This window comes from Achromobacter colocynthidis (assembly GCF_057334535.1).
In genome coordinates this window covers 84,680-102,570 of sequence record NZ_JBHFIZ010000005.1, presented here as the reverse complement: position 1 = coordinate 102,570, position 17,891 = coordinate 84,680, and the positions used below count along the sequence as shown (strand labels likewise).

21 protein-coding genes are annotated in these 17,891 nt (G+C 64.5%); 14 read left to right on the top strand and 7 right to left on the bottom strand.

The features are described from left to right. Positions 1 to 41: 41 nt before the first annotated feature. Positions 42 to 1,325 carry an MFS transporter gene (locus ACE04A_RS02250; protein WP_448715963.1) on the bottom strand — a complete coding sequence of 428 codons (1,284 nt, stop codon included), beginning with the start codon at positions 1,323 to 1,325 and terminating at the stop codon, positions 42 to 44. Positions 1,326 to 1,441: 116 nt separating this feature from the next. On the opposite strand from ACE04A_RS02250, the gene ACE04A_RS02245 reads away from it, so the two are divergent. Continuing rightward, positions 1,442 to 2,071: a TetR/AcrR family transcriptional regulator gene (locus ACE04A_RS02245; protein ID WP_448715964.1), complete on the top strand. Its 630-nt coding sequence runs from the start codon at positions 1,442 to 1,444 to the stop codon at positions 2,069 to 2,071. Positions 2,072 to 2,101: 30 nt separating this feature from the next. Here the strand turns inward: ACE04A_RS02245 and ACE04A_RS02240 are convergent, their stop codons facing one another. Then, entirely contained in the window at positions 2,102 to 2,254 is a 153-nt protein-coding gene (locus tag ACE04A_RS02240) for a hypothetical protein (protein WP_164741270.1), read from the bottom strand. Here ACE04A_RS02240 and ACE04A_RS02235 point away from each other — a divergent pair. Then, positions 2,253 to 2,474, top strand: coding sequence for an XRE family transcriptional regulator (locus ACE04A_RS02235; protein ID WP_100856347.1), 222 nt, complete (start codon positions 2,253 to 2,255; stop codon positions 2,472 to 2,474). The two genes, ACE04A_RS02240 and ACE04A_RS02235, sit on opposite strands and share 2 nt — an antisense overlap. Before the next feature lie 79 nt (positions 2,475 to 2,553). Here the strand turns inward: ACE04A_RS02235 and ACE04A_RS02230 are convergent, their stop codons facing one another. Continuing rightward, on the bottom strand, positions 2,554 to 3,843 hold the full coding sequence (locus ACE04A_RS02230; RefSeq protein ID WP_448715965.1) for an Nramp family divalent metal transporter: 1,290 nt from the start codon (positions 3,841 to 3,843) through the stop codon (positions 2,554 to 2,556). A 181-nt stretch (positions 3,844 to 4,024) separates the two neighbouring features. Then, positions 4,025 to 4,450, bottom strand: coding sequence for an OsmC family protein (locus ACE04A_RS02225; RefSeq protein ID WP_259246260.1), 426 nt, complete (start codon positions 4,448 to 4,450; stop codon positions 4,025 to 4,027). 259 nt (positions 4,451 to 4,709) lie between these two features. Here ACE04A_RS02225 and ACE04A_RS02220 point away from each other — a divergent pair, with 259 nt between their 5' ends. From ACE04A_RS02220 to ACE04A_RS02195, 6 genes are all read left to right on the top strand, one after another. Then, complete coding sequence (locus tag ACE04A_RS02220; protein ID WP_259246261.1) at positions 4,710 to 5,864, top strand: ABC transporter substrate-binding protein; 1,155 nt, start codon at positions 4,710 to 4,712, stop codon at positions 5,862 to 5,864. Between the two features lie 177 nt (positions 5,865 to 6,041). Beyond that, positions 6,042 to 6,953, top strand: coding sequence for an ectoine/hydroxyectoine ABC transporter substrate-binding protein EhuB (ehuB, locus tag ACE04A_RS02215; protein WP_279996347.1), 912 nt, complete (start codon positions 6,042 to 6,044; stop codon positions 6,951 to 6,953). 9 nt (positions 6,954 to 6,962) lie between these two features. After that, complete coding sequence (ehuC, locus tag ACE04A_RS02210; RefSeq protein WP_100856342.1) at positions 6,963 to 7,616, top strand: ectoine/hydroxyectoine ABC transporter permease subunit EhuC; 654 nt, start codon at positions 6,963 to 6,965, stop codon at positions 7,614 to 7,616. Next, on the top strand, positions 7,613 to 8,284 hold the full coding sequence (gene ehuD, locus ACE04A_RS02205; RefSeq protein WP_100856341.1) for an ectoine/hydroxyectoine ABC transporter permease subunit EhuD: 672 nt from the start codon (positions 7,613 to 7,615) through the stop codon (positions 8,282 to 8,284). The genes ehuC and ehuD overlap by 4 nt, the downstream gene beginning before the upstream one ends. After that, positions 8,281 to 9,051 carry an ectoine/hydroxyectoine ABC transporter ATP-binding protein EhuA gene (gene ehuA / locus ACE04A_RS02200; protein ID WP_259246263.1) on the top strand — a complete coding sequence of 257 codons (771 nt, stop codon included), beginning with the start codon at positions 8,281 to 8,283 and terminating at the stop codon, positions 9,049 to 9,051. The genes ehuD and ehuA overlap by 4 nt, the downstream gene beginning before the upstream one ends. Before the next feature lie 90 nt (positions 9,052 to 9,141). Continuing rightward, on the top strand, positions 9,142 to 10,254 hold the full coding sequence (locus ACE04A_RS02195) for an NADH:flavin oxidoreductase/NADH oxidase (RefSeq protein WP_448715966.1): 1,113 nt from the start codon (positions 9,142 to 9,144) through the stop codon (positions 10,252 to 10,254). Between the two features lie 79 nt (positions 10,255 to 10,333). Here ACE04A_RS02195 and ACE04A_RS02190 read toward each other — a convergent pair whose 3' ends face one another. The 3 genes from ACE04A_RS02190 to ACE04A_RS02180 form a co-directional block, all read right to left on the bottom strand. After that, positions 10,334 to 10,984 (bottom strand): dUTP diphosphatase, encoded by a 651-nt coding sequence (locus ACE04A_RS02190; protein WP_279996421.1) that lies wholly within the window; start codon positions 10,982 to 10,984, stop codon positions 10,334 to 10,336. A 94-nt stretch (positions 10,985 to 11,078) separates the two neighbouring features. Further along, positions 11,079 to 11,600: a hypothetical protein gene (locus ACE04A_RS02185; protein ID WP_485819821.1), complete on the bottom strand. Its 522-nt coding sequence runs from the start codon at positions 11,598 to 11,600 to the stop codon at positions 11,079 to 11,081. A gap of 12 nt (positions 11,601 to 11,612) precedes the next feature. Next, a complete protein-coding gene (locus ACE04A_RS02180; RefSeq protein ID WP_259246266.1) occupies positions 11,613 to 12,263 on the bottom strand; it encodes a DedA family protein in 651 nt (216 codons plus the stop codon). Positions 12,264 to 12,382: 119 nt separating this feature from the next. Between ACE04A_RS02180 and ACE04A_RS02175 the strand changes: the two genes are divergently transcribed. From ACE04A_RS02175 to ACE04A_RS02150, 6 genes are all read left to right on the top strand, one after another. Continuing rightward, positions 12,383 to 13,423 carry a metal-dependent hydrolase gene (locus tag ACE04A_RS02175; RefSeq protein ID WP_448715968.1) on the top strand — a complete coding sequence of 347 codons (1,041 nt, stop codon included), beginning with the start codon at positions 12,383 to 12,385 and terminating at the stop codon, positions 13,421 to 13,423. A gap of 161 nt (positions 13,424 to 13,584) precedes the next feature. Continuing rightward, complete coding sequence (locus ACE04A_RS02170; protein WP_279996342.1) at positions 13,585 to 14,352, top strand: IclR family transcriptional regulator; 768 nt, start codon at positions 13,585 to 13,587, stop codon at positions 14,350 to 14,352. Positions 14,353 to 14,388: 36 nt separating this feature from the next. After that, the gene (gene pepE / locus ACE04A_RS02165) at positions 14,389 to 15,093 is read left to right on the top strand and encodes a dipeptidase PepE (RefSeq protein ID WP_448715969.1); all 705 of its coding nucleotides are present in this window, start codon (positions 14,389 to 14,391) and stop codon (positions 15,091 to 15,093) included. Next, positions 15,090 to 16,019, top strand: coding sequence for a DUF1177 domain-containing protein (locus ACE04A_RS02160; protein WP_279996340.1), 930 nt, complete (start codon positions 15,090 to 15,092; stop codon positions 16,017 to 16,019). Before pepE ends, ACE04A_RS02160 begins: the two co-directional genes overlap by 4 nt. Further along, on the top strand, positions 16,016 to 16,705 hold the full coding sequence (locus ACE04A_RS02155; protein WP_448715971.1) for an AroM family protein: 690 nt from the start codon (positions 16,016 to 16,018) through the stop codon (positions 16,703 to 16,705). Before ACE04A_RS02160 ends, ACE04A_RS02155 begins: the two co-directional genes overlap by 4 nt. Before the next feature lie 116 nt (positions 16,706 to 16,821). Then, positions 16,822 to 17,826 carry a Bug family tripartite tricarboxylate transporter substrate binding protein gene (locus ACE04A_RS02150; RefSeq protein ID WP_391431743.1) on the top strand — a complete coding sequence of 335 codons (1,005 nt, stop codon included), beginning with the start codon at positions 16,822 to 16,824 and terminating at the stop codon, positions 17,824 to 17,826. Positions 17,827 to 17,891: the final 65 nt, after the last annotated feature.

The following is a 17,891-nucleotide window of genomic DNA, read 5'->3' as shown; positions in this document are numbered from 1 at the left end:
AGTTCGGATGCCGGGCATTTTCATGCGCGTCTGGATTGCATTCAGGCGGGTTGCGGCACCACGCGCTTTTTGCCGATCCGCAGGGCGATGAACGCGGCGATCAAGCCCGTGATGCCGGAAATCACAAAAGCCATCAGGTAGCTGCCTTGCGCTTCGCGGATGGCGCCCGCCATCCAGGCGGCGCTGGCGGCGCCCAACTGGTGGCCCGCGACAATCCAGCCGAACACGATGCCGGCGTCGCGTTCGCCGAAGGCTTCGGTGGTCAGGCGCAGGGTGGGCGGCACCGTGGCGATCCAGTCCAGTCCGAAGAAGATGGCGAAGATCGACAGGCTGTAGAACGAGAAATCGGAGTAGGGCAGGTAGATCAGCGACAGGCCGCGTAAGGCGTAGTAGACGAAGAGCAGCTTGCGCGGGTCGTAGCGGTCGGTCAGCCAGCCGGATGCCGTGGTGCCGACCAGGTCAAAAATGCCCATCAATGCCAGCAGGCCCGCGGCTTGCACTTCCAGCATGCCGTGGTCGCCGCACAGCGCGATCAGGTGCGTGCCGACCAAGCCATTGGTAGTGAAGCCGCAAATGAAGAACGTGGCGAACAGGAACCAGAAGGTGGGGGTCTTGGACGCGCGCGCCAGAGCGCCGAACGTGGCGGCCAACATGCCGGTGCGCGGCGCAACGGGAGCGGGCGGGGTGTGCGGGTCGCTACCGAACGGCACCAGGCCGACGTTGGCGGGGCGGTCGGGCACCAGCCACCAGGCCAGCGGTACCATCGCCGCGGCGGCCGCCGCCACCGTCCAGACCACGCGCGTCCAGTCTCCGGAAGACGCCAAGGTGGCAAGAATGGGCAGGAATACCAGCGTGCCACTGGCAGTACTGGCAGTCAGCAAGCCCATCATCAAGCCGCGATGCTTGGTGAACCAGCGGTTTACGATTGTGGCGCCCAGCACGGAGGCGACGGCGCCGGAGCTCAAGCCCGAGAAAACGCCCCAGCTCATCAGCAGGTGCCAGGGCTCGGTCATGTACGCGCTGACCGCGCTGGAGGCGGACATCAGGACCAGCGCGGTGATCAGCACGCGGCGCAAGCCAAAGCGTTCCATCGCGGCGGCGGCGAAGGGGCCGACCAGCCCATAAAGAAAGATGCCCGCGGCGGCGGCGAATGAAATCGAACTGCGGCTCCAGCCAAAGGCATCTTCCAGTGGGACCAGCAGTACGCTGGGCGTGGAGCGCAGCCCGGCAGACACGAGCAAGGCCAGGAATATCACTGCCACGACGACAAAAGCGTACTTTTGCCCGGCGCGGCGGAAGGGGATTGGGGGGTGAGCTATACTCATGTTACTTACCGGTACGTATCTGGGTTTGCGAGTTTGCGAATAGTACGTACCGGTCAGTAACATCGTCAAGCGCTTTTTGATGGATGTGTTTTTCGCGCCGTTTTCAGGAGTCCAGCATGGCCACCAAGCCTTCCCCCGCGTCCGATATCCCGCCCGATACCGCGGCACAACCCGCCGCCAAGCCGCTGCTTGCGGCCGACCGCATCCGCAAGACGGCGCGCGAAATGTTCTACCGCGATGGCATCCGCGCCGTGGGCGTGGACGCCATCGTCAACCAAGCCGGCGTGACCAAGCCCAGCCTGTACCGCAGTTTTTCGTCCAAGGACGAATTGGCGGCGGCCTATCTGCGCGACTATGACGCCGAATTCTGGGCGCGTTTCAACGCCGCTTGCGACGCACATCCGGGCGACCCGCGCGCGCAGTTGCTGGACTACCTGTCCGGCCTGGGCAAGCGCGCGGTGGTAAACGGCTATCGCGGTTGCGGGCTGACCAACGCGGCAGTCGAATACCCCGAACCCCACCATCCGGCCCGCGCGGTGGCCGTGGAGCACAAGCTGGAGCTGCGGCGCCGCTTGAACGAGATGGCGGCGGGCATGGGCGCGCACGACCCAGAGGCCTTGGCCGACGGCTTGCTGCTGTTGATTGAAGGCGCCTTTGTTTCCAGCCAGCTATTCGGCGAGGGCGGCCCGGCCGGGCGAGTGGCGGACATGGCCGACAAGCTGATTCAGGCGCATCGAGTCGGCTGAATGGGGGACGGCGCTGCACAAGACTAGTGCTTAACGTGGTGCCGCCTGCACCGCTTTGGTGGTGTTTGTACCCATTGCACAACGATTAAAAAAATGCTTGAAGTTTTTATTGCGACGCAACAAACGCGGATCTAACATGAAGTCGTGTTGTTCCACATCGCGCTTTCTCAAGGAGAGAATCATGAGCGATACCGCGTTGAAAAATGCCCGTATGTCGGATGCGCTGGAGCGGTCCTTGATCCGCGAGGCCGTCAAAGCGGAAACCCTGTCCGGTCCCTTCAACCGTGGCCTGTGGCTGCGCCTGAAGGTGCGCGTGGCCTCCTTCGGCGGCGCTGTCGGCGAAGTTCTGCACGACATGGACGTTGGCCGAAAGCAGCATCCGGTCGTCTCCGCCTACCACTAAGGCGCGAGCCCGCCCGCCGCCCCAACGGCGCAAGCGGCAAGCCAAAGAAACGCCAGCAGACGCTGGCGTTTTTTTTGGCCTAGACCACCATGTCGACAAGCAGGTAGCCGTCCAGGATCACGATGCCCACGGTGGCGCTGATGGCGGCCCAGGCCCAGGCGCCGCGCAGCGCATACTGGCCCATCACGCCCTTGCGGCAGGCCAACACCACCAGCGGGCCCAGCGCGAAGGGCAGGGCCAGGCTCAGGATGACCTGGCTAAGTACGAGCAATTCGTCGGGATCCTTGCCGCCCGTGAAGATCAGCAGGCCGACAGCCGCCGCGCCCGCAATCAAGCGGGTGGCCAGCGCGCGGCGGCGATCCGACCAGTTGCTGCGAATCTGGAAGCCCTTGGACAGAATGCGTCCGGCCAGTACGCCGGTGATCGTGGAGCTTTGCCCGGCGGCATACAGCGCCACCGCGAAAACAACAGCGGCGCCAATGCCCAAGTTGTGACCGATGACGGCGTGTGCGTCATCCAGGCTGGATACGATCAGGCCCGATCCTGACAGTGAGGCCGCCGCCACGATCATGATTGCCGAGTTGATCAGCATGGCCACGCCCAGCGACACGATGGTGTCGTTGCGGGCCACGCGCATCGCCATGCCGCGCGCGGACGACGGCAGCGACTGCGCGCGTTCCGCCAGCGAGCCGGAATGCAGGTACAGGTTATGCGGCATCAAGGTGGCGCCCAGGATGCCCAGCGCAATCAGGAAACCCTGGGGATTGCGCAAGGCTTGGCCGGTTTCCGTCACGCCGTGCGCCACGGCCGTCCAGGCGGGATTTGCCTTGAACAGCAGGAACACGAACGACGCGGCCACCACGCCCAGCAGCACGGCAATGACCCGTTCATGGCGGTCGGCGTTGCCGCGCGTCAAGGCCAGCACGGCAAACGTACCCACGCCGGTGACGGCCACGCCCGCGATCAGGGGCAGGTCGAACAACAGCCGCAACGCGATGGCCCCGCCGATCAGTTCGGCCAGGGCCGTGGCCAGAATGGCGGCTTCGCCCGCCAGCCGCGCGGCCTTGGACCAACGCGCGGGCAGATGGCGCGCGGTCAGCGTGGCCAGGTCTTGTCCGGTAGCCAGCGCCAGGCGCGACACCAATATCTGGAAGCCCAGCGCCAGGAACGCTGAGGTGATGACGACCATCAGCAGGCCGTAGCCGAAGCCGCTGCCGCCCGCGATGTCTGTCGCCCAGTTGCCCGGGTCGATGTAGCCCACGGCCACCAGAATGCCCGAGCCCACCATGCGGCGCAGATTCGCCGACACTTGGGCGTCCTGGGCCAGGGCGGCTTTGCCGCCTGAGATCGCGTAGATGAATCCGGTCATGCGGCGCTCCTGAGAATGGTTCTCATTTTCTAGAAGCGCCTATCCGCCGTCAAATTGATTTTGGAAAAGCTTGGGATAGGGCGGGCCAATCGGGTGGACCGACCGGGCGGGCCGATCGGGTATCCCAGACACGTGGGCCAATGGCGCCGGCCAAGGCCAGCCCCATCAGCCGGTGTCGCGCTTAGGACTTGAGCTTTGCTTCCATGGTGATCTTGGCGTTCAGCACCTTGGAAACCGGGCAGCCGGTTTCAGCCTTGCGCGCGGCCTCTTCGAAGGCCTGGGCAGTGGCACCCGGAATGACGGCTTCCACGGTCAAGTGCACGGCGGTAATGGAAAAGCCATCGTCCACCTTGTCCAGCGTGACTTCGGCCTTGGTGTCCAGGCTGGTGGCGACCATGCCGGATTCGGACAGGATGTTCGACAGCGCCATCGTGAAGCAGCCGGCGTGCGCGGCGCCCAGCAGTTCTTCGGGGTTCGTGCCCGGCGTGTCGCCAAAGCGGGTGTTGAACCCATAAGGTTGGGCCTTGAGTGCGCCGCTTTGGGTGGAGATCGTGCCCTTGCCAGTCTTCAGATCGCCCGACCAGGCGGCGGATGCGGTTTTCTTCATAGTGACTCCTTTAAGGGATGGGCGCGTGCGTCGCGGGCGCGCCCGGTGCAAAAATACGACCGCCGGCAAGGCGGCGTGCCTTGCCGTGCAAGGCATGAACGATGATAAGACGAGGCCGGGGGGCGAGCGCGGAATCCACCGGTGCGCAACGGCAAGCCGATGTAACGGCATCGGCTATCTTGTGCGGATCGTGCGCGGTACGACGCGGTCCATCAGGCAAAATAGCGGCATCTGTTTAACCACCCCAAGAGCTGCTGTCATGCCTCGCAATTTTCTTCGCTATGCCTGCGCCGTCGCGCTGGTGCTGCCCACCTTGACGTCCCAAGCCGAAATCGTGATCGGTGTGGATGTGTCCACCACCGGCCCCGCCGCCGCCATTGGCATCCAGACCAACAACGCGATCCGCCTGTGGCCCGACACGCTGGGCGGCGAGCCGGCGCGCTATGTGGTGCTGGACGATGGCACCGACGTCAGCCGCGCGGTGAAGAACCTGCGCAAGCTGACATCCGAAGACAAGGTCGACGCCATCGTGGGCCCCAACACCACGGCGGCTGCCCTGGCCGCGCTGGACGTGCTGGCTGAAACCAAGACGCCGATGATTGCGCTGGCCGCCTCCAGCGTCATCGTGGAACCCCTGTCCGATCCCAAGCGGGCCTGGGCGTTCAAGATGCCGCAGAACGATTCGCTGATGGCCACCGTGCTGGTCGAGGACATGAAGAAGAAGGGCCTGAAGAACGTGGCCTTCATCGGGTTTGCGGATTCCTATGGCGATAGCTGGTGGAAAGAGTTCACCGCCGCGGCCGGCAACGACCTGAAGATCGTGGCGCAGGAACGCTTTCAGCGTACCGACGCGTCGGTGGTGGGGCAGGTGCTGAAGGTAATCTCGGCCAAGCCGGACGCCGTGCTGATTGCCGGCGCGGGCACGCCCTCGGCCTTGCCGCAAAAGACCTTGCTGGAACGCGGCTACACCGGCGCCGTCTATCAGACCCACGGCATCGGCACGCTTGAATTCCTGCAGGTTGGTGGCCGGGATGTGGAAGGCACGCTGTTCCCGACCGGCCCGGGCGTGGTGGCGCGCGAGTTGCCCGATAGCAATCCGGTGAAGAAAGTCGCCGTGGCGTTTGCCGACAAGTACGAAGGCCAATACGGCGCCAATACGTTGACGCAGTTTGCGGGTGACGCCTATGGCGCCTGGATGCTGCTGGATTCGGCGGTGGGCCGCGCGCTGAAAACAGGCGCCAAGCCCGGTACGCCGGAATTCCGCGCCGCGTTGCGCGATGCGCTGGAAAACACGCGCGATCTGGTCGTGCCGAATGGCGTGCTGAATATTTCGAAGGACAATCATCAAGGGTTTGACGAGCGCGCCCGGGTGATGGGCATCGTCAAAAACGGCCGCTTTTCGTACGCACAATAGCGTAGCCATGTTTTCCTACGTTTCGTAACGTCTGCTGACGCTCCATAGAGCATCGGCACCCAAAAGCAGGCTTAGGCCTGCTTTTTTACGCCTACATGATTCGTGTCGAAATCATTTAATAGCGTATTATTTTTAGTGAAGCCATGCACCTAGAAATAAATTTGGGAGAAAAAATCCATGACCTTGCTTCAATCCAAACGCTTGCTGCTGGCCTTGGGCCTGGGCGTGTTGGCCGCGTGTTCCGACTCGGGGGGCGACAAGCCCACTGCGGCTGGCGGGGCGCCCGCAAGCGCCACCAACACGCTGGAAGCCGCCAAGGCGGCAGGCAAAATCCGCATCGGTTACGCCAACGAGGCGCCGTTTGCGTACATGGACAGCAAGGAAGCCAAGGTCACGGGTGAATCCGTGGAAATTGCGCGCGTGGTGCTCAAGCGCATGGGCATCAACGAGGTGGAAGGGGTGCTGACCGAGTTCGGTTCCTTGATTCCCGGCCTGGCCGCCAAGCGTTTCGACATCATCGCCGCCGGCATGTATGTGACCCCCGAGCGCTGCAAGCAGGTGGCGTTTTCGGACCCGACTTATGGGGTGGGAGAGGCCTTCCTGGTGAAAAAGGGCAATCCCAAGAACCTGCACAGCTATGAAGACGTGGTGAAGAACCCGGATGCGAAGCTGGGCGTGGTGGTGGGCGCCATCGAGGGCGAATACGCCGAAAAAGTGAAGATTCCGTCGGGCCAGATCGTGGTGTTTCCAGACGCCGTCAGCGCCTTGTCGGGCGTGCAGGCGGGCCGCGCCGATGCCTACGCCGCCACGGGCTTGACGGTCAACGACCTGATGGGCAAGACGCAGGAGGGCAGCGACCTGGAAAAGGCGGACCCGTTCACGGACCCGGTGATCGACGGCAAGGACGTACGCGGCTACGGCGCGTATGCGTTCCGCACCGACGACAAGGAATTTGCCACGGCTTTCAACGCCGAACTGAAAAAATTCATCGGCACGGACGAACACAAGAAACTGGTGGCGCCTTTTGGCTTTACCGAAGATGAACTGCCACAGGGCGTGACGGCCGCCAAGCTCTGCGCCGGCCAGTAAGGAGCGCCGATGCAACTTCTCTCGGAACATATCGCGGCGCTGGTGCCGCCCCTGCTTGAGGGTCTGGGGGTCACGCTCCAGATCATGGCGGGGGCCGTCGTGTTGGCGGTGCCCCTGGCGCTGGCCTCGGGCATCGGCCGCCTGTCAACGTTGCGGCCAGTGCGTTGGCTCTCATCGGTGTACGTCGAGGTCTTTCGGGGCACGTCGGCCCTGGTGCAATTGTTTTGGTTCTATTTCGTGCTGCCGCTGTTCGGCGTCCAGTTGCCGGCCATGCTGGTGGGCATTGTGGTGCTGGCCTTGAATGCCGGGGCCTACGGCGCCGAGGTGGTGCGTGGCGCGATCCGGGCCGTGCCGCCCGGCCAGCGTGAAGCGGGCATCGCCCTGAACCTGACGCGCGCGCAGATCATGCGGCGCATCGTGGTGCCCCAGGCGATACCGGCCATGCTGCCGCCCGCGGGCAACCTGCTGATCGAACTGATGAAGAACACGGCGCTGGTGTCGCTGATCACCATCACCGACCTGACCTTCCGTGGCCAACTGCTGCGCAGCGAAACCCTGCGTACCACCGAGATCTTCACCTTGATGCTGTTGATGTATTTCGCGGTGGCCTTGGTGATCACGGCCGGCGTGCGCATGCTTGAGCGGAGGGTCCGCGTCCGATGACACCGATATTTGATTGGTCTTTCGCGCTGGAGATCCTGCCGACGCTGGGTTCGGCGCTGGTCATCACGATTCAGGCGACGTTGTTGGGCATGCTGGTGGCGATTACGCTGGGCCTGGTCCTGGCCATGCTGCGGCGCTCGCGCTTGCACATTGTGTCGCTGCCCACGGCGTTCGTGATCGAGTTCATCCGCAGCACGCCGCTTCTGGTGCAGATGTACTTCCTGTTCTACGTGCTGCCGCTGACCGGCGTGCAGATGTCGCCGTTGGCGACCGGCATCGTCGCGCTGGGCGTGCATTACGCCACGTATTGCGCCGAGGTCTATCGCGCCGGCATTGAAGCAGTGCCGCGCGGGCAGTGGGAAGCCGCCACGGCGTTGAACATGTCGCGCTGGCGCACGGCGGTGGGTGTGGTGCTGCCGCAGGCGATTCCGCCGGTGGTGCCCGCGCTGGGCAACTATCTGGTGGCGATGTTCAAGGACACGCCGCTGCTGTCGGCCATCACGGTGGTTGAACTGCTGCAGCAAAGCAAGATGATCGGATCCGCGACGTTCCGGTACACCGAACCCCTGACGCTCGTGGGCGTGCTGTTCCTGGCCTTGAGCCTGGTGGCGGCGTGGGGTGTGCGCGGCCTGGAGGCCCGCCTGCAACGATATGGAGGAAAGCGATGAGCGCCAGCTTGACCATCAAGAATCTGCACAAGCGTTACGGAGAGCTGGAGGTGCTGCGCGGCATCAATCTGGAAATTCCGGCGGGCCAGACGGTGGCCGTGATCGGGCCGTCCGGGTCGGGCAAGTCCACCTTGCTGCGCGTGCTGATGACGCTGGACCAGCCCACCAGCGGCGATATCGAAATCGATGGCCAGACGATGTGGACGGACGAACAGGGTCGGCCCGTGGGCGTCAATTCCGAATACCTGCGCCGCGTGCGCGGCAAGATCGGCATGGTGTTCCAGCATTTCAACCTGTTCCCGCACATGACCGCGCTGGGCAATGCCATGGAAGCGCCGATACACGTGCTGGGCATGTCCAAGGACCAGGCGCGCGAACGCGCCGTGGAATACCTGGACATGGTGGGGTTGGGCGACAAGCTGGATGTCTACCCGGCGCAGTTGTCCGGCGGCCAGAAGCAGCGCGTGGGCATTGCGCGCGCGCTGGCCATGTGCCCGGAAATCATGTTGTTCGACGAAGTGACATCGGCGCTTGATCCCGAGTTGGTCGGCGGCATTCTGGAAATCTTGCGCAAGCTGTCGGCCCGCCGCAGCATGACGATGATCATCGTGACCCACCAGATGAAATTCGCAGAACGCAGCTCCGACCGCACGCTGTTCTTCGACCAGGGCAATATCGTCGAGGACGCGGAATCTTCCGTGCTGTTCAGCCAGCCGAAAGAAGCGCGTACGCGGCAGTTCCTGGATTCGGTGATCGAAGGCCAATAGCCGGGCGTTTAACCCTGACGGGGGCGATGGGATTGCGCTTTGCGTCAAGCGCGGGCGCTATGCTTTCGCATCCCATGCCCGGAGGCGTCCATGAGTCACCTGTTCAGTCCCACGTCGGTCGGCAATGTCCCGCTGGCCAATCGCATCGTCATCGCACCCATGTGCGAATACTCGGCCGAAAACGGCTGTGCCACCGATTGGCACATGATCCATCTGGGTCATCTGGCCTTGTCCGGCGCGGCGTTGCTGTTTACCGAAGCCACCTCGGTGGAGCCCGATGGCCGCATATCGCCGGGAGACCTGGGGCTGTGGTCGGACGAGACCGAGGCGGCGTTGGGCCGCGTGGTGGCCGCGGTACGCCGCTATTCGCCCATCAAGCTGGGCATCCAGTTGGGCCATGCCGGCCGCAAGGCGTCCAGCGACGCGCCCTGGAACGGTGGCCAACTGGTGCCGCCGTCCGAGGGCGGCTGGCAGGGTTGGGCGCCGTCGCCCATTGCGCACAAAGCCTCCGAACCGCCGCCGCTGGCGCTGGATGAAGCCGGCCTGGCGCGCGTGCGCGATGCCTTCGTGGACAGCGCGCGCCGCGCCATCCGCCTGGGCTTTGACGCCATCGAGCTGCACGCCGCGCACGGCTACCTGCTGCATCAGTTCTTGTCGCCCGTGGCGAACCAGCGCACGGATGCCTATGGCGGCTCGCTTGAAAACCGCATGCGCTTTCCGCTTGAAGTGTTCCAGGCGCTGCGTGAAGCCACGCCGTCTTCGGTTGCGTTGGGTGTGCGCGTATCGGCCACGGATTGGGTGGAGGGCGGCTGGGATCTTGAGCAGACGCTGGTCTTCGCGCAGCAGTTGAAGGATCGCGGCTGCGAGTTCATTGACGTGTCCAGTGGCGGTGTTTCGTCGCAGCAGAAAATTCCGGTGGGGCCGAACTACCAGGTGCCGTTCGCGGCCGAGATCAAGCGCCAGGTGGGCATGCCGACGATTACGGTAGGCCTGATCACCGAGGCGCAGCAGGCCGAGGACATCCTGGCCGACGGCCAGGCGGATATGGTCGCGCTGGCGCGCGGCATGCTGTATGACCCGCGCTGGCCCTGGCACGCGGCGGCGCAATTGGGCGGGCAAGTGGCGGCGCCGCACCAGTACTGGCGTTCGCAACCGCGCGAACTGAAGAAACTGTTTGGCGAGACGCGCTTCGGCCAGCGCTGAAGCTGAATCGCCGTGCCTGCAATGAAAAATCGCCGCTTGAAGCGGCGATTTTTTTTAGACGAACGGGCTTGCCGTGGTCTTACAGGCGCGCGTAGGCCTGTTCCAGTTCGCGCGCCATCGCGTCGGCGAAATCCGCGCTGGTGGGATCCAGTTGCGACAGCAGGCGAGCCAGCACGACGTTGTCTTCTTCGCCGTTCCAGATCTTGATGTAGGTGCCTTCCTTGTAGCCGTGCTGCTGGCGGAAGATGTTCAACACGTTCTTCGACACGTATTGCGTGTAGGCGTCGTTCCAGCTCATTTCGCACGCCGTCATGGTCTGTTCCAGCACCTTGTAGCTGGCGCGGCCGCAGACGGCCAGGCCGCCGATCAGTTCCAGCAGTTCGGGCACGGGCAGGGCGCCCAGCGAATAGGTCTTGCCGTCCAGCGTGACCGAGGCGGGCGTGGCCAGGTCGGCCATCAGCGCGCGCGCGGCATCGGCTTGCTGGCCGTGGGCTTGGACGATGGTGTGCGACAGGTAGAAGTGCAGGATGTCCACCAGTTCCATCTGCACCTGGGGCAGGTCGATGGTTTGCTTCTTCCACCACTTCCAGCCGTAGTGCTCAAGCGCTTCGGCGGACTCAACAAAAGCGGCGCGCAGGAAACGCGATCCGCCATTGACCCAGTCGGGATTGATCATGCTGTTCAAGTGGTCTTGCAGCTTCAGCATCGTGGCCGCTTGGGCCTGGTTCAATCCGACAACGTTATTCACTTTCACTCCGTAATTCTTGAGGGTCTTTGCGACGGCGGCGGAAATGTTAGCACCAATGCCGGGCGGCCCAGCGGCGTCAGTTGTCTTTGCGGTAGGACGACATTTTCAGTGGCGGCAGTTTGCCCAGCGGCGGGCCGCGCGCCTTGCGCGCGCTGCCCGCGGCCTTAAGCAGCATGACCGCGAAGAACCCCAGGAATACCGCGGGCATCAACTCGTCTAGCTCGAAATGGGGGGTGCGCAGCACGCGGAAGGCAATATTGGCGGCCGCCCAGCCTGCCAGCACGCCACCCACGGTCAGGATGACGCCGAATTTGCGCTGGCGTGCGCGTTGGGCCATCGAGATTTCAGCCGCGTCTGACGGGGCGGTGGCGCCAGGGGAGCCGGTGTTGCGCGCGGGCGGGGCCGTGTTGCCCCAGGGGGCGGTGGACAAGGAGTCGCCCGACGCGGGGGCCGGTACGGGGACCGGCACGGCAACGCTGGCCTGGCGCGACGCACGGCCCTTTTCGGGCACCTTGCCGGGCGTGACACCGCCTGCGCTCGACAGGTTTTCAATGTAGCGCGCGAAATCGCCGTCTTTCGGCTCCAGGTCAATCGCCATGCCATTCTCCGATCAGTTGCCGCGGCCTTGCCCCGCCCGTTGCCGAGCCGGTTGACGGCGCTTGCGCACCATGGCCAGCAGAAGCCCGCATCCTAGCAGCACTGACAGGCCCGCGCCGATCATCATGGCGATTTGCTGTGCGTTTTCCGCCGTACCCAGGCTGCGCGCGGTGATGTAGCCCGGCGCCAGCATCAAGGGCATCCACAGCAGCGCCGACATGACATTGGCCAGTTGGAAGCGGTGGTGCGCCATGCCCATCACGCCGGCGACGGTGGGAATGGTTGAGCGGATCGGCCCCAGGAAGCGGCCGATCAGCACCGAGGCGAAGCCATAGCGATAAAAGAACAGCCGCGCACGCGCCACGCCGGTGCGTTGCTGCTTGAGCGGCCAGCGGCGCAACACGCCAGGGCCGGCCCAGCGGCCCAGCCAATACGACACCGCGTCACCCACAATGGCGCCGGCAATACCCCAGGCGACCACGCCCCAGGGGTCCAGCGTGCCCGCGCCAATCAGGCCGCCCGTCAGCAGCATCAGCGCCGTGGCGGGGATGAACAGGCCCACCAGTACCAGCGATTCCCCCAGGGTCAGCAGGAACGTGATGGGGCCGGCCCACACCTGGTTGGCCTCGATGAAGAGGCCGATCTTGTCGATATATTGATCCATGAAGGCGAAGTCTGAAAATTAGCTGAAAGCAATCGGGTATCTTAACGCCTGGCTTGATGGCGAAATGTTATCTAGGCTGTCTGATTGATGCGGTTGATGGAAGATTCGACTGGGAAACTATGGATTCGGTAACACAAGCCGTGCTGGGCGCGGGCATACAAGGCGCGCTGCTGGGGCGCTTCCAGGGGCGCAGGGCGTTGATCTATGGGGCGGCGCTGGGAACGCTGCCTGATCTTGACGTATTGATGCGGTACCCCGATCCGGTGTCCCTCATGACCTACCACCGGGGCTTCTCCCATTCGGTATTCGTGCTGACCGGCCTGGCCATGCTGCTTGCCTGGCTGATACGCAAATATTGGCCACAGGCACCCTATAGCGGGCGGCGGCTGTTCCTGACGATATGGCTGGTGCTGGTGACGCATCCGATACTGGATTCATTCACCGTCTACGGCACGCAGCTTTTCTGGCCCATGACCACCATTCCCGAAAGCTGGTCGGCCATTTTCATTATTGATCCCGTCTACACGGTGCCGATGTTGCTGGCGGTGTTCTACGCCATTGCCGTCGGGATGACGCAGCGCGCGCGCCGCTTCCTGGCAGGCGTGTTGGTCTTCAGCACTGCGTACCTGGGCTTTGGCCTGGCCAGCCGCATGGCCGCCGAAGACCGGGTGCGCGAGGCCATGCGCGAACAGGGCATCGCCGTGACCGAACTGCGGGCTGTGTCGATGCCGTTCAATACCCTGGTCTGGCGCGTCATCGCCAAAACGCAGGATGGCCACTACTACGAAGCCGTCAGCAGCCTGTTTGATCGAGGCCCGCCCGAATGGCTGCGTCAGCCGCTGCATCTGGACTTGGCGCAAGCGCTGGATGACGTCCCCCTGCACCAGCGCCTGCAATGGTTTACGGACGATTGGCTGCGCTACGACGCCATCGGCGACGCCTTGGTCGTGAGCGATTTGCGCATGGGCATGGCGGGGCATTACACCTTCCGCTTCAAGATGGCGGAGCGCACGCCGGAGGGCGGCTGGAAGCCGGTCACGCCGTCCAGTTGGCCAAGCGAGCGGGGGGGTTGGGAAGAGTTGAAGCTGGTGCTGGCGCGCATCCTGCATGCGCAGCCGCCGTTGCCGCTGGCGCAGTGGTCCACGCTGGCTGACCGGTAGTTCACAACAGCTGCATTCCCTTAATTAACTTACGGCTGTTCAGGCCCCCGCCTGATACGGGGGCATTTTTTCGCCGCAACATCCCGTATTGACCGCGTTCCCGGCCCTGCATTATGCTTGTTCTCTATTAAGGAACTTTAGTTCCAATTTATGGAACAAACATGAGCATTCTAGACGGAGTCCAGCGCGTCCTGTCGCTCTACGCGGACGGCGCCATGGAACTGAGCTTCACCGATGTCGCGGCGCGCCTGGCCATGCCCAAAAGCACGGCGTCGCGCGTGCTGAACCAGATGCAGCACTACGGCTTGCTGGACCAGGACCCGGCCACGCGCCGGTATCGCCCCGGCGCCTTGCTGGCCCAGGCGGTACGCGCCGGCATGGCCGCCACACCGCTGGACGAAGCTTGCCGCGACGTGCTGGCAAGGCTGTCGGAAGACAGCGGCCTGACTGCCTATCTATCCACCTTGAACCAGCGCGAAACCGTGGTGTTGCAGCGCTTGAACGGCTCGCATCCCGTGCAGGTCCTGTCGCCGCCCGGTTCGCGTCGCAATGCCTCGGGCACCGCGATGGGCCGTGCGCTGCTGTCGCGCTTGAGCGATGCCGAATTCCAGGCGCTGTATGGCGCCGACCCCACGCAGCCCTTGCCCATGGAAGGCCGTGATTGCCCCGCCACCGTGGGCGACCTGGCGCGGTTGGTCGAGCAGACGCGCGCCGATCACTGCGGCGTCGCCATCGACCAGGCCATGCCCGGCATCGGCGCCGTGGCCGCCGCCGTGCGCGATCCCGCCACGGGTGAATTGCGCGGCCTGTGCCTGTCGTTCGTGTCCTTCCAGGCCGATGCCGAGCGCGTGGCGCGCCTGCGCGACGCGGTGCTTACGCAAGTGGCCGGGCTGGGGCGCCAATTGAACGACCCCTACTGGCTTACCTGAATTCTTCCCTTTTGCTTTGTTGACGGAATCTTTTCCATGAACCTTTTGCTACTCAGCAATTCCAGCAGCGACGCCGGCTATCTGGTGCATGCCCTGCCGGACATTCGCGAACTGATCAACACGCTGCCGCCCGGCGCGCCGGCCGTGTTCGTCCCGTTTGCCGGCGTCACGCGCGGTTGGGACGACTACACCGCGTTGGTGGCCTCGGCCCTGGCGGACACGGGCTTGGCCATTGAAGGCCTGCATCGTGCAGCGGACCCCGTGGCTGCGCTGGAAAATGCCGCCGTCATCATCGTGGGCGGTGGCAACACGTTCAACCTGTTGGGGCAATTGCGCCGCCAAGGCTTGCTGGAGGTGGTCAAGCGCCGCGTGCGCGCGGGTGCGGCGTATTTGGGTTGGAGCGCCGGTTCCAACCTGACGTGCCCCACCATCTGCACCACGAACGACATGCCCATCACCGATCCGGGCGGTTTCGATGGCCTGGACTTGATCACGTTCCAGATCAACCCGCACTACACCAACGCGCATCCGCCCGGACACCGTGGCGAAACGCGCGCCCAGCGCCTGGCCGAGTTCTGCACGCTGAACCCGGCAATGCCGGTGCTTGGGCTGCCCGAAGGATCGGGCCTGCGCGTGCGCGGCCAGCAGGTCTCGCTGATCGGTCCGCACGACGCCCCGTTGTTCCTGGGCCGCGAAGAGCCGCGCGTGTTCCAACCGGGTCCGCTGGAGATTCCGGCATGAAGCAGGTGATCGACACCATCGAACTGCTGTCCTCGGCGCACATTACCGGCGAGGCGGTGGCCAAGGTGCTGCGCGACGCCGGCGATTGCGAAGTGGAAGTCACCCGCCTGGAACGCGACGGCGCGGCTACCGATTTTCTGTCCATCGTCATCCCCGGCCTGGATGCCTCCGCGCCGCAACTCGGCATCGTCGGCCGTCTGGGCGGGATTGGCGCGCGGCCCGCCGTGACGGGCCTGGTGTCCGATAGCGATGGAGCCGTGGTGGCCATTGCCGCCGCGCTCAAGTTGATGGCAATGGCGCGCCAGGGCGACGTGATGCCGGGCACTGTGCGCATCCGCACGCACATCTGCCCGCGTGCCGGCACCCGCCCGCATCATCCCGTACCAATGATGCGTTCGCCTTTTCCCATGCGCGAAATGATGTCGCACGAGGTGGACCCGCGCATGGACGCGATCCTGTCCGTGGACACCACGCGCGGCAACCGCCTGGTGAACAAGCGCGGCGTGGCGCTGACGCCTGTGGCCAAGCAGGGCTACCTGCTGCGCATTCCGGAAACGATGCTGGATGTGATGGGCTGGGTCAGCGGTGAACTTCCCGTGACCCTGCCGCTGACGACGCAAGACATCACGCCCTACGAAAACGGCCTGTGGCATGTGAATTCGCTGATGCAGCCGACCATCGTCACCGACGCGCCCGTCGTGGGCGTGGCGTTGACCGCGCAAACCACCGTGCCCGGTTGCGCCACCGGCGTGACCAACGCCGTGGATGCCGACGTGGCGATGCGCTTCTGCATCGAAATCGCCAAGCTGTACGGTCAGCGCACGATGACGTTCTTCGATGACGCCGAGTGGGCCGCCTTGCAGGCGCGCTACGGGTCGATGGCGCACTTGCAAACCGTCGGCCGCCAAGACGGCGGTGCGGCATGAGCGCAGCCCAAACCCGCCGCGTCGCGTTCTTCACGATTGGCCAATCACCGCGCAGCGATGTCGTGCCTGAAATGGCGCGCCTGCTGGGCGATGCCGTGCATATCGATGAGTTCGGTGCGTTGGATGGCTTGGATGCCGCCGCGCTGGCCGCGATGGCCCCGCGCGACGGCGCCTACCGTTTCGCCACCCGCCTGCGCGATGGCGCGCAGATCGAGCTGGATGCCGCCGCCGCCGAAACCCGGCTGGCCGACGTGATGCGCCAGGCGGACGGCGCCGGCTACGACGCGCTGGTGCCGCTGTGCACCGGCACCGCCATCGCGCCGATGCGCACGCTGGTAGTTGAACCCCAGCAGGTTGTCGACCATCTGGTCGCGGGCCTGTCGCAGCATTGCCGCAACGTGGGGCTGGTGGTGCCCTTGGCCGAACAGGTCGACTTCTTTCATCTGGCGGTGCCGCTGTCTTGCGGCACGCAGATCGTGCACGCATCGCCTTACGAGGCCGATGCGGATCAGGCCGCGCGCAACTTTGCGCAAGCGGGGCAGGCCTTGGCATCGTGCGACCTGATCGTCATGCATTGCATGGGCTACAGCCAGCGCATGCGCGATGCCGTGGCCCAGGCCTCGGGCCGGCCGGTGCTGTTGTCCAACCGCATCGTGGCGCAGGCCTTGTCGCAGTTATTGGAATAAAGCCGCCGACGTTTCAGTACGGCAGGGCGGTGGCGGATTTTTGCCGCCGCCACGCCGGATGAGCGGCATGGGGAGACGAAGCTGTCTTCGTCAATTTAATGTTGGGAGTGTTTTTCATGTTCAGCCGTACCTTGCACCGCGCCGTTGGCGCCCTGTCCGCCGTCGCTGCCCTGACGGTCCTGCCCGTGCTGGCCGCGCCCGCACACGCCGCCGATGCGTGGAAGCCCACCAAGCCCGTGCGGCTGCTGGTGGGTTTTGCACCCGGCGGCTCCGCCGACACCTTGGCGCGCCTGCTTGCCGACCCGCTGTCCAAGCGCCTGGGCCAGTCGGTCGTGGTTGAAAACCTGGCTGGCGCCGGCGGCAACATCATGGCGTACCGCCTGTCGCAGTCGCCCGCCGACGGCTACACCATCGGCATCGCGGCCGCCGGCTCCATGGCCATCACGCATGTCTTGAATCCCAAGGGCACGAACTACAAGCCGTCTGACTTCACGCCGATCACGCTGGCTGCCGTGCAGCCCAACGTGGTCATCGTCAACAAGGACGTGCCGGCCAACAACCTGGCCGAGCTCAAGGAATATTTCCAGAAGACGCCGACCGCCACCTACGGCACGGCGGGCGTGGGTATTTCCAACCACCTGATCGCCGAAACCATGCTGTACAAGATGGGCGTGAAGGTGCCGCACGCGGCATACCGTGGCGCGGCGCCCGTCATCACCGATCTGCTGGGCGGCCACATTGCCATGACGATGGACAACATTTCCACCGCCGCGCCGCTGGCCTCGCAAGGCAAGGTCAAGGCGATTGCCGTGGCGTCGCTCAAGCGCGCGCCGCAGTTGCCCAACGTGCCGACGCTGGACGAGCAGGGCCTGAAGGGTTTCGACATGCCGACGTGGCAGGGCGTGTTCGCGCCCGCGGGCTTGCCGGCCGACGTGCTGGCCGCTTACTACGCCGCGCTGCAAGACGTGCTGAAGGACCCGACGCTGGTCGAGAAGATGGCGGGGCTGGGCTCCGAGCCGGTCACGGAAATGACGCCGGAGAAGACGGCGCAATTCCTGGAAAAGGACCGCCAGCAATGGGCCGATACGGTGAAGGCCGCGAACATCAGCCTCGAGCAGTAAAAAAAGAAGGGCCCCACGCGGGGCCCTTCTTTTTTAAGTGCGGAATTAGCCAGAAAGCCTGGCCG

Bases quoted from the DNA above. Each gene is read 5' to 3' on its own strand.
- ACE04A_RS02250 (WP_448715963.1), bottom strand. From the start codon at position 1,325: ATGAGTATAGCTCACCCCCCAATCCCCTTCCGCCGCGCCGGGCAAAAG.
- ACE04A_RS02245 (WP_448715964.1), top strand. From the start codon at position 1,442: ATGGCCACCAAGCCTTCCCCCGCGTCCGATATCCCGCCCGATACCGCG.
- ACE04A_RS02235 (WP_100856347.1), top strand. From the start codon at position 2,253: ATGAGCGATACCGCGTTGAAAAATGCCCGTATGTCGGATGCGCTGGAG.
- ACE04A_RS02240 (WP_164741270.1), bottom strand. From the start codon at position 2,254: ATGATTCTCTCCTTGAGAAAGCGCGATGTGGAACAACACGACTTCATG.
- ACE04A_RS02230 (WP_448715965.1), bottom strand. From the start codon at position 3,843: ATGACCGGATTCATCTACGCGATCTCAGGCGGCAAAGCCGCCCTGGCC.
- ACE04A_RS02225 (WP_259246260.1), bottom strand. From the start codon at position 4,450: ATGAAGAAAACCGCATCCGCCGCCTGGTCGGGCGATCTGAAGACTGGC.
- ACE04A_RS02220 (WP_259246261.1), top strand. From the start codon at position 4,710: ATGCCTCGCAATTTTCTTCGCTATGCCTGCGCCGTCGCGCTGGTGCTG.
- ehuB (WP_279996347.1), top strand. From the start codon at position 6,042: ATGACCTTGCTTCAATCCAAACGCTTGCTGCTGGCCTTGGGCCTGGGC.
- ehuC (WP_100856342.1), top strand. From the start codon at position 6,963: ATGCAACTTCTCTCGGAACATATCGCGGCGCTGGTGCCGCCCCTGCTT.
- ehuD (WP_100856341.1), top strand. From the start codon at position 7,613: ATGACACCGATATTTGATTGGTCTTTCGCGCTGGAGATCCTGCCGACG.
- ehuA (WP_259246263.1), top strand. From the start codon at position 8,281: ATGAGCGCCAGCTTGACCATCAAGAATCTGCACAAGCGTTACGGAGAG.
- ACE04A_RS02195 (WP_448715966.1), top strand. From the start codon at position 9,142: ATGAGTCACCTGTTCAGTCCCACGTCGGTCGGCAATGTCCCGCTGGCC.
- ACE04A_RS02185 (WP_485819821.1), bottom strand. From the start codon at position 11,600: ATGGCGATTGACCTGGAGCCGAAAGACGGCGATTTCGCGCGCTACATT.
- ACE04A_RS02180 (WP_259246266.1), bottom strand. From the start codon at position 12,263: ATGGATCAATATATCGACAAGATCGGCCTCTTCATCGAGGCCAACCAG.
- ACE04A_RS02175 (WP_448715968.1), top strand. From the start codon at position 12,383: ATGGATTCGGTAACACAAGCCGTGCTGGGCGCGGGCATACAAGGCGCG.
- ACE04A_RS02170 (WP_279996342.1), top strand. From the start codon at position 13,585: ATGAGCATTCTAGACGGAGTCCAGCGCGTCCTGTCGCTCTACGCGGAC.
- pepE (WP_448715969.1), top strand. From the start codon at position 14,389: ATGAACCTTTTGCTACTCAGCAATTCCAGCAGCGACGCCGGCTATCTG.
- ACE04A_RS02160 (WP_279996340.1), top strand. From the start codon at position 15,090: ATGAAGCAGGTGATCGACACCATCGAACTGCTGTCCTCGGCGCACATT.
- ACE04A_RS02155 (WP_448715971.1), top strand. From the start codon at position 16,016: ATGAGCGCAGCCCAAACCCGCCGCGTCGCGTTCTTCACGATTGGCCAA.
- ACE04A_RS02150 (WP_391431743.1), top strand. From the start codon at position 16,822: ATGTTCAGCCGTACCTTGCACCGCGCCGTTGGCGCCCTGTCCGCCGTC.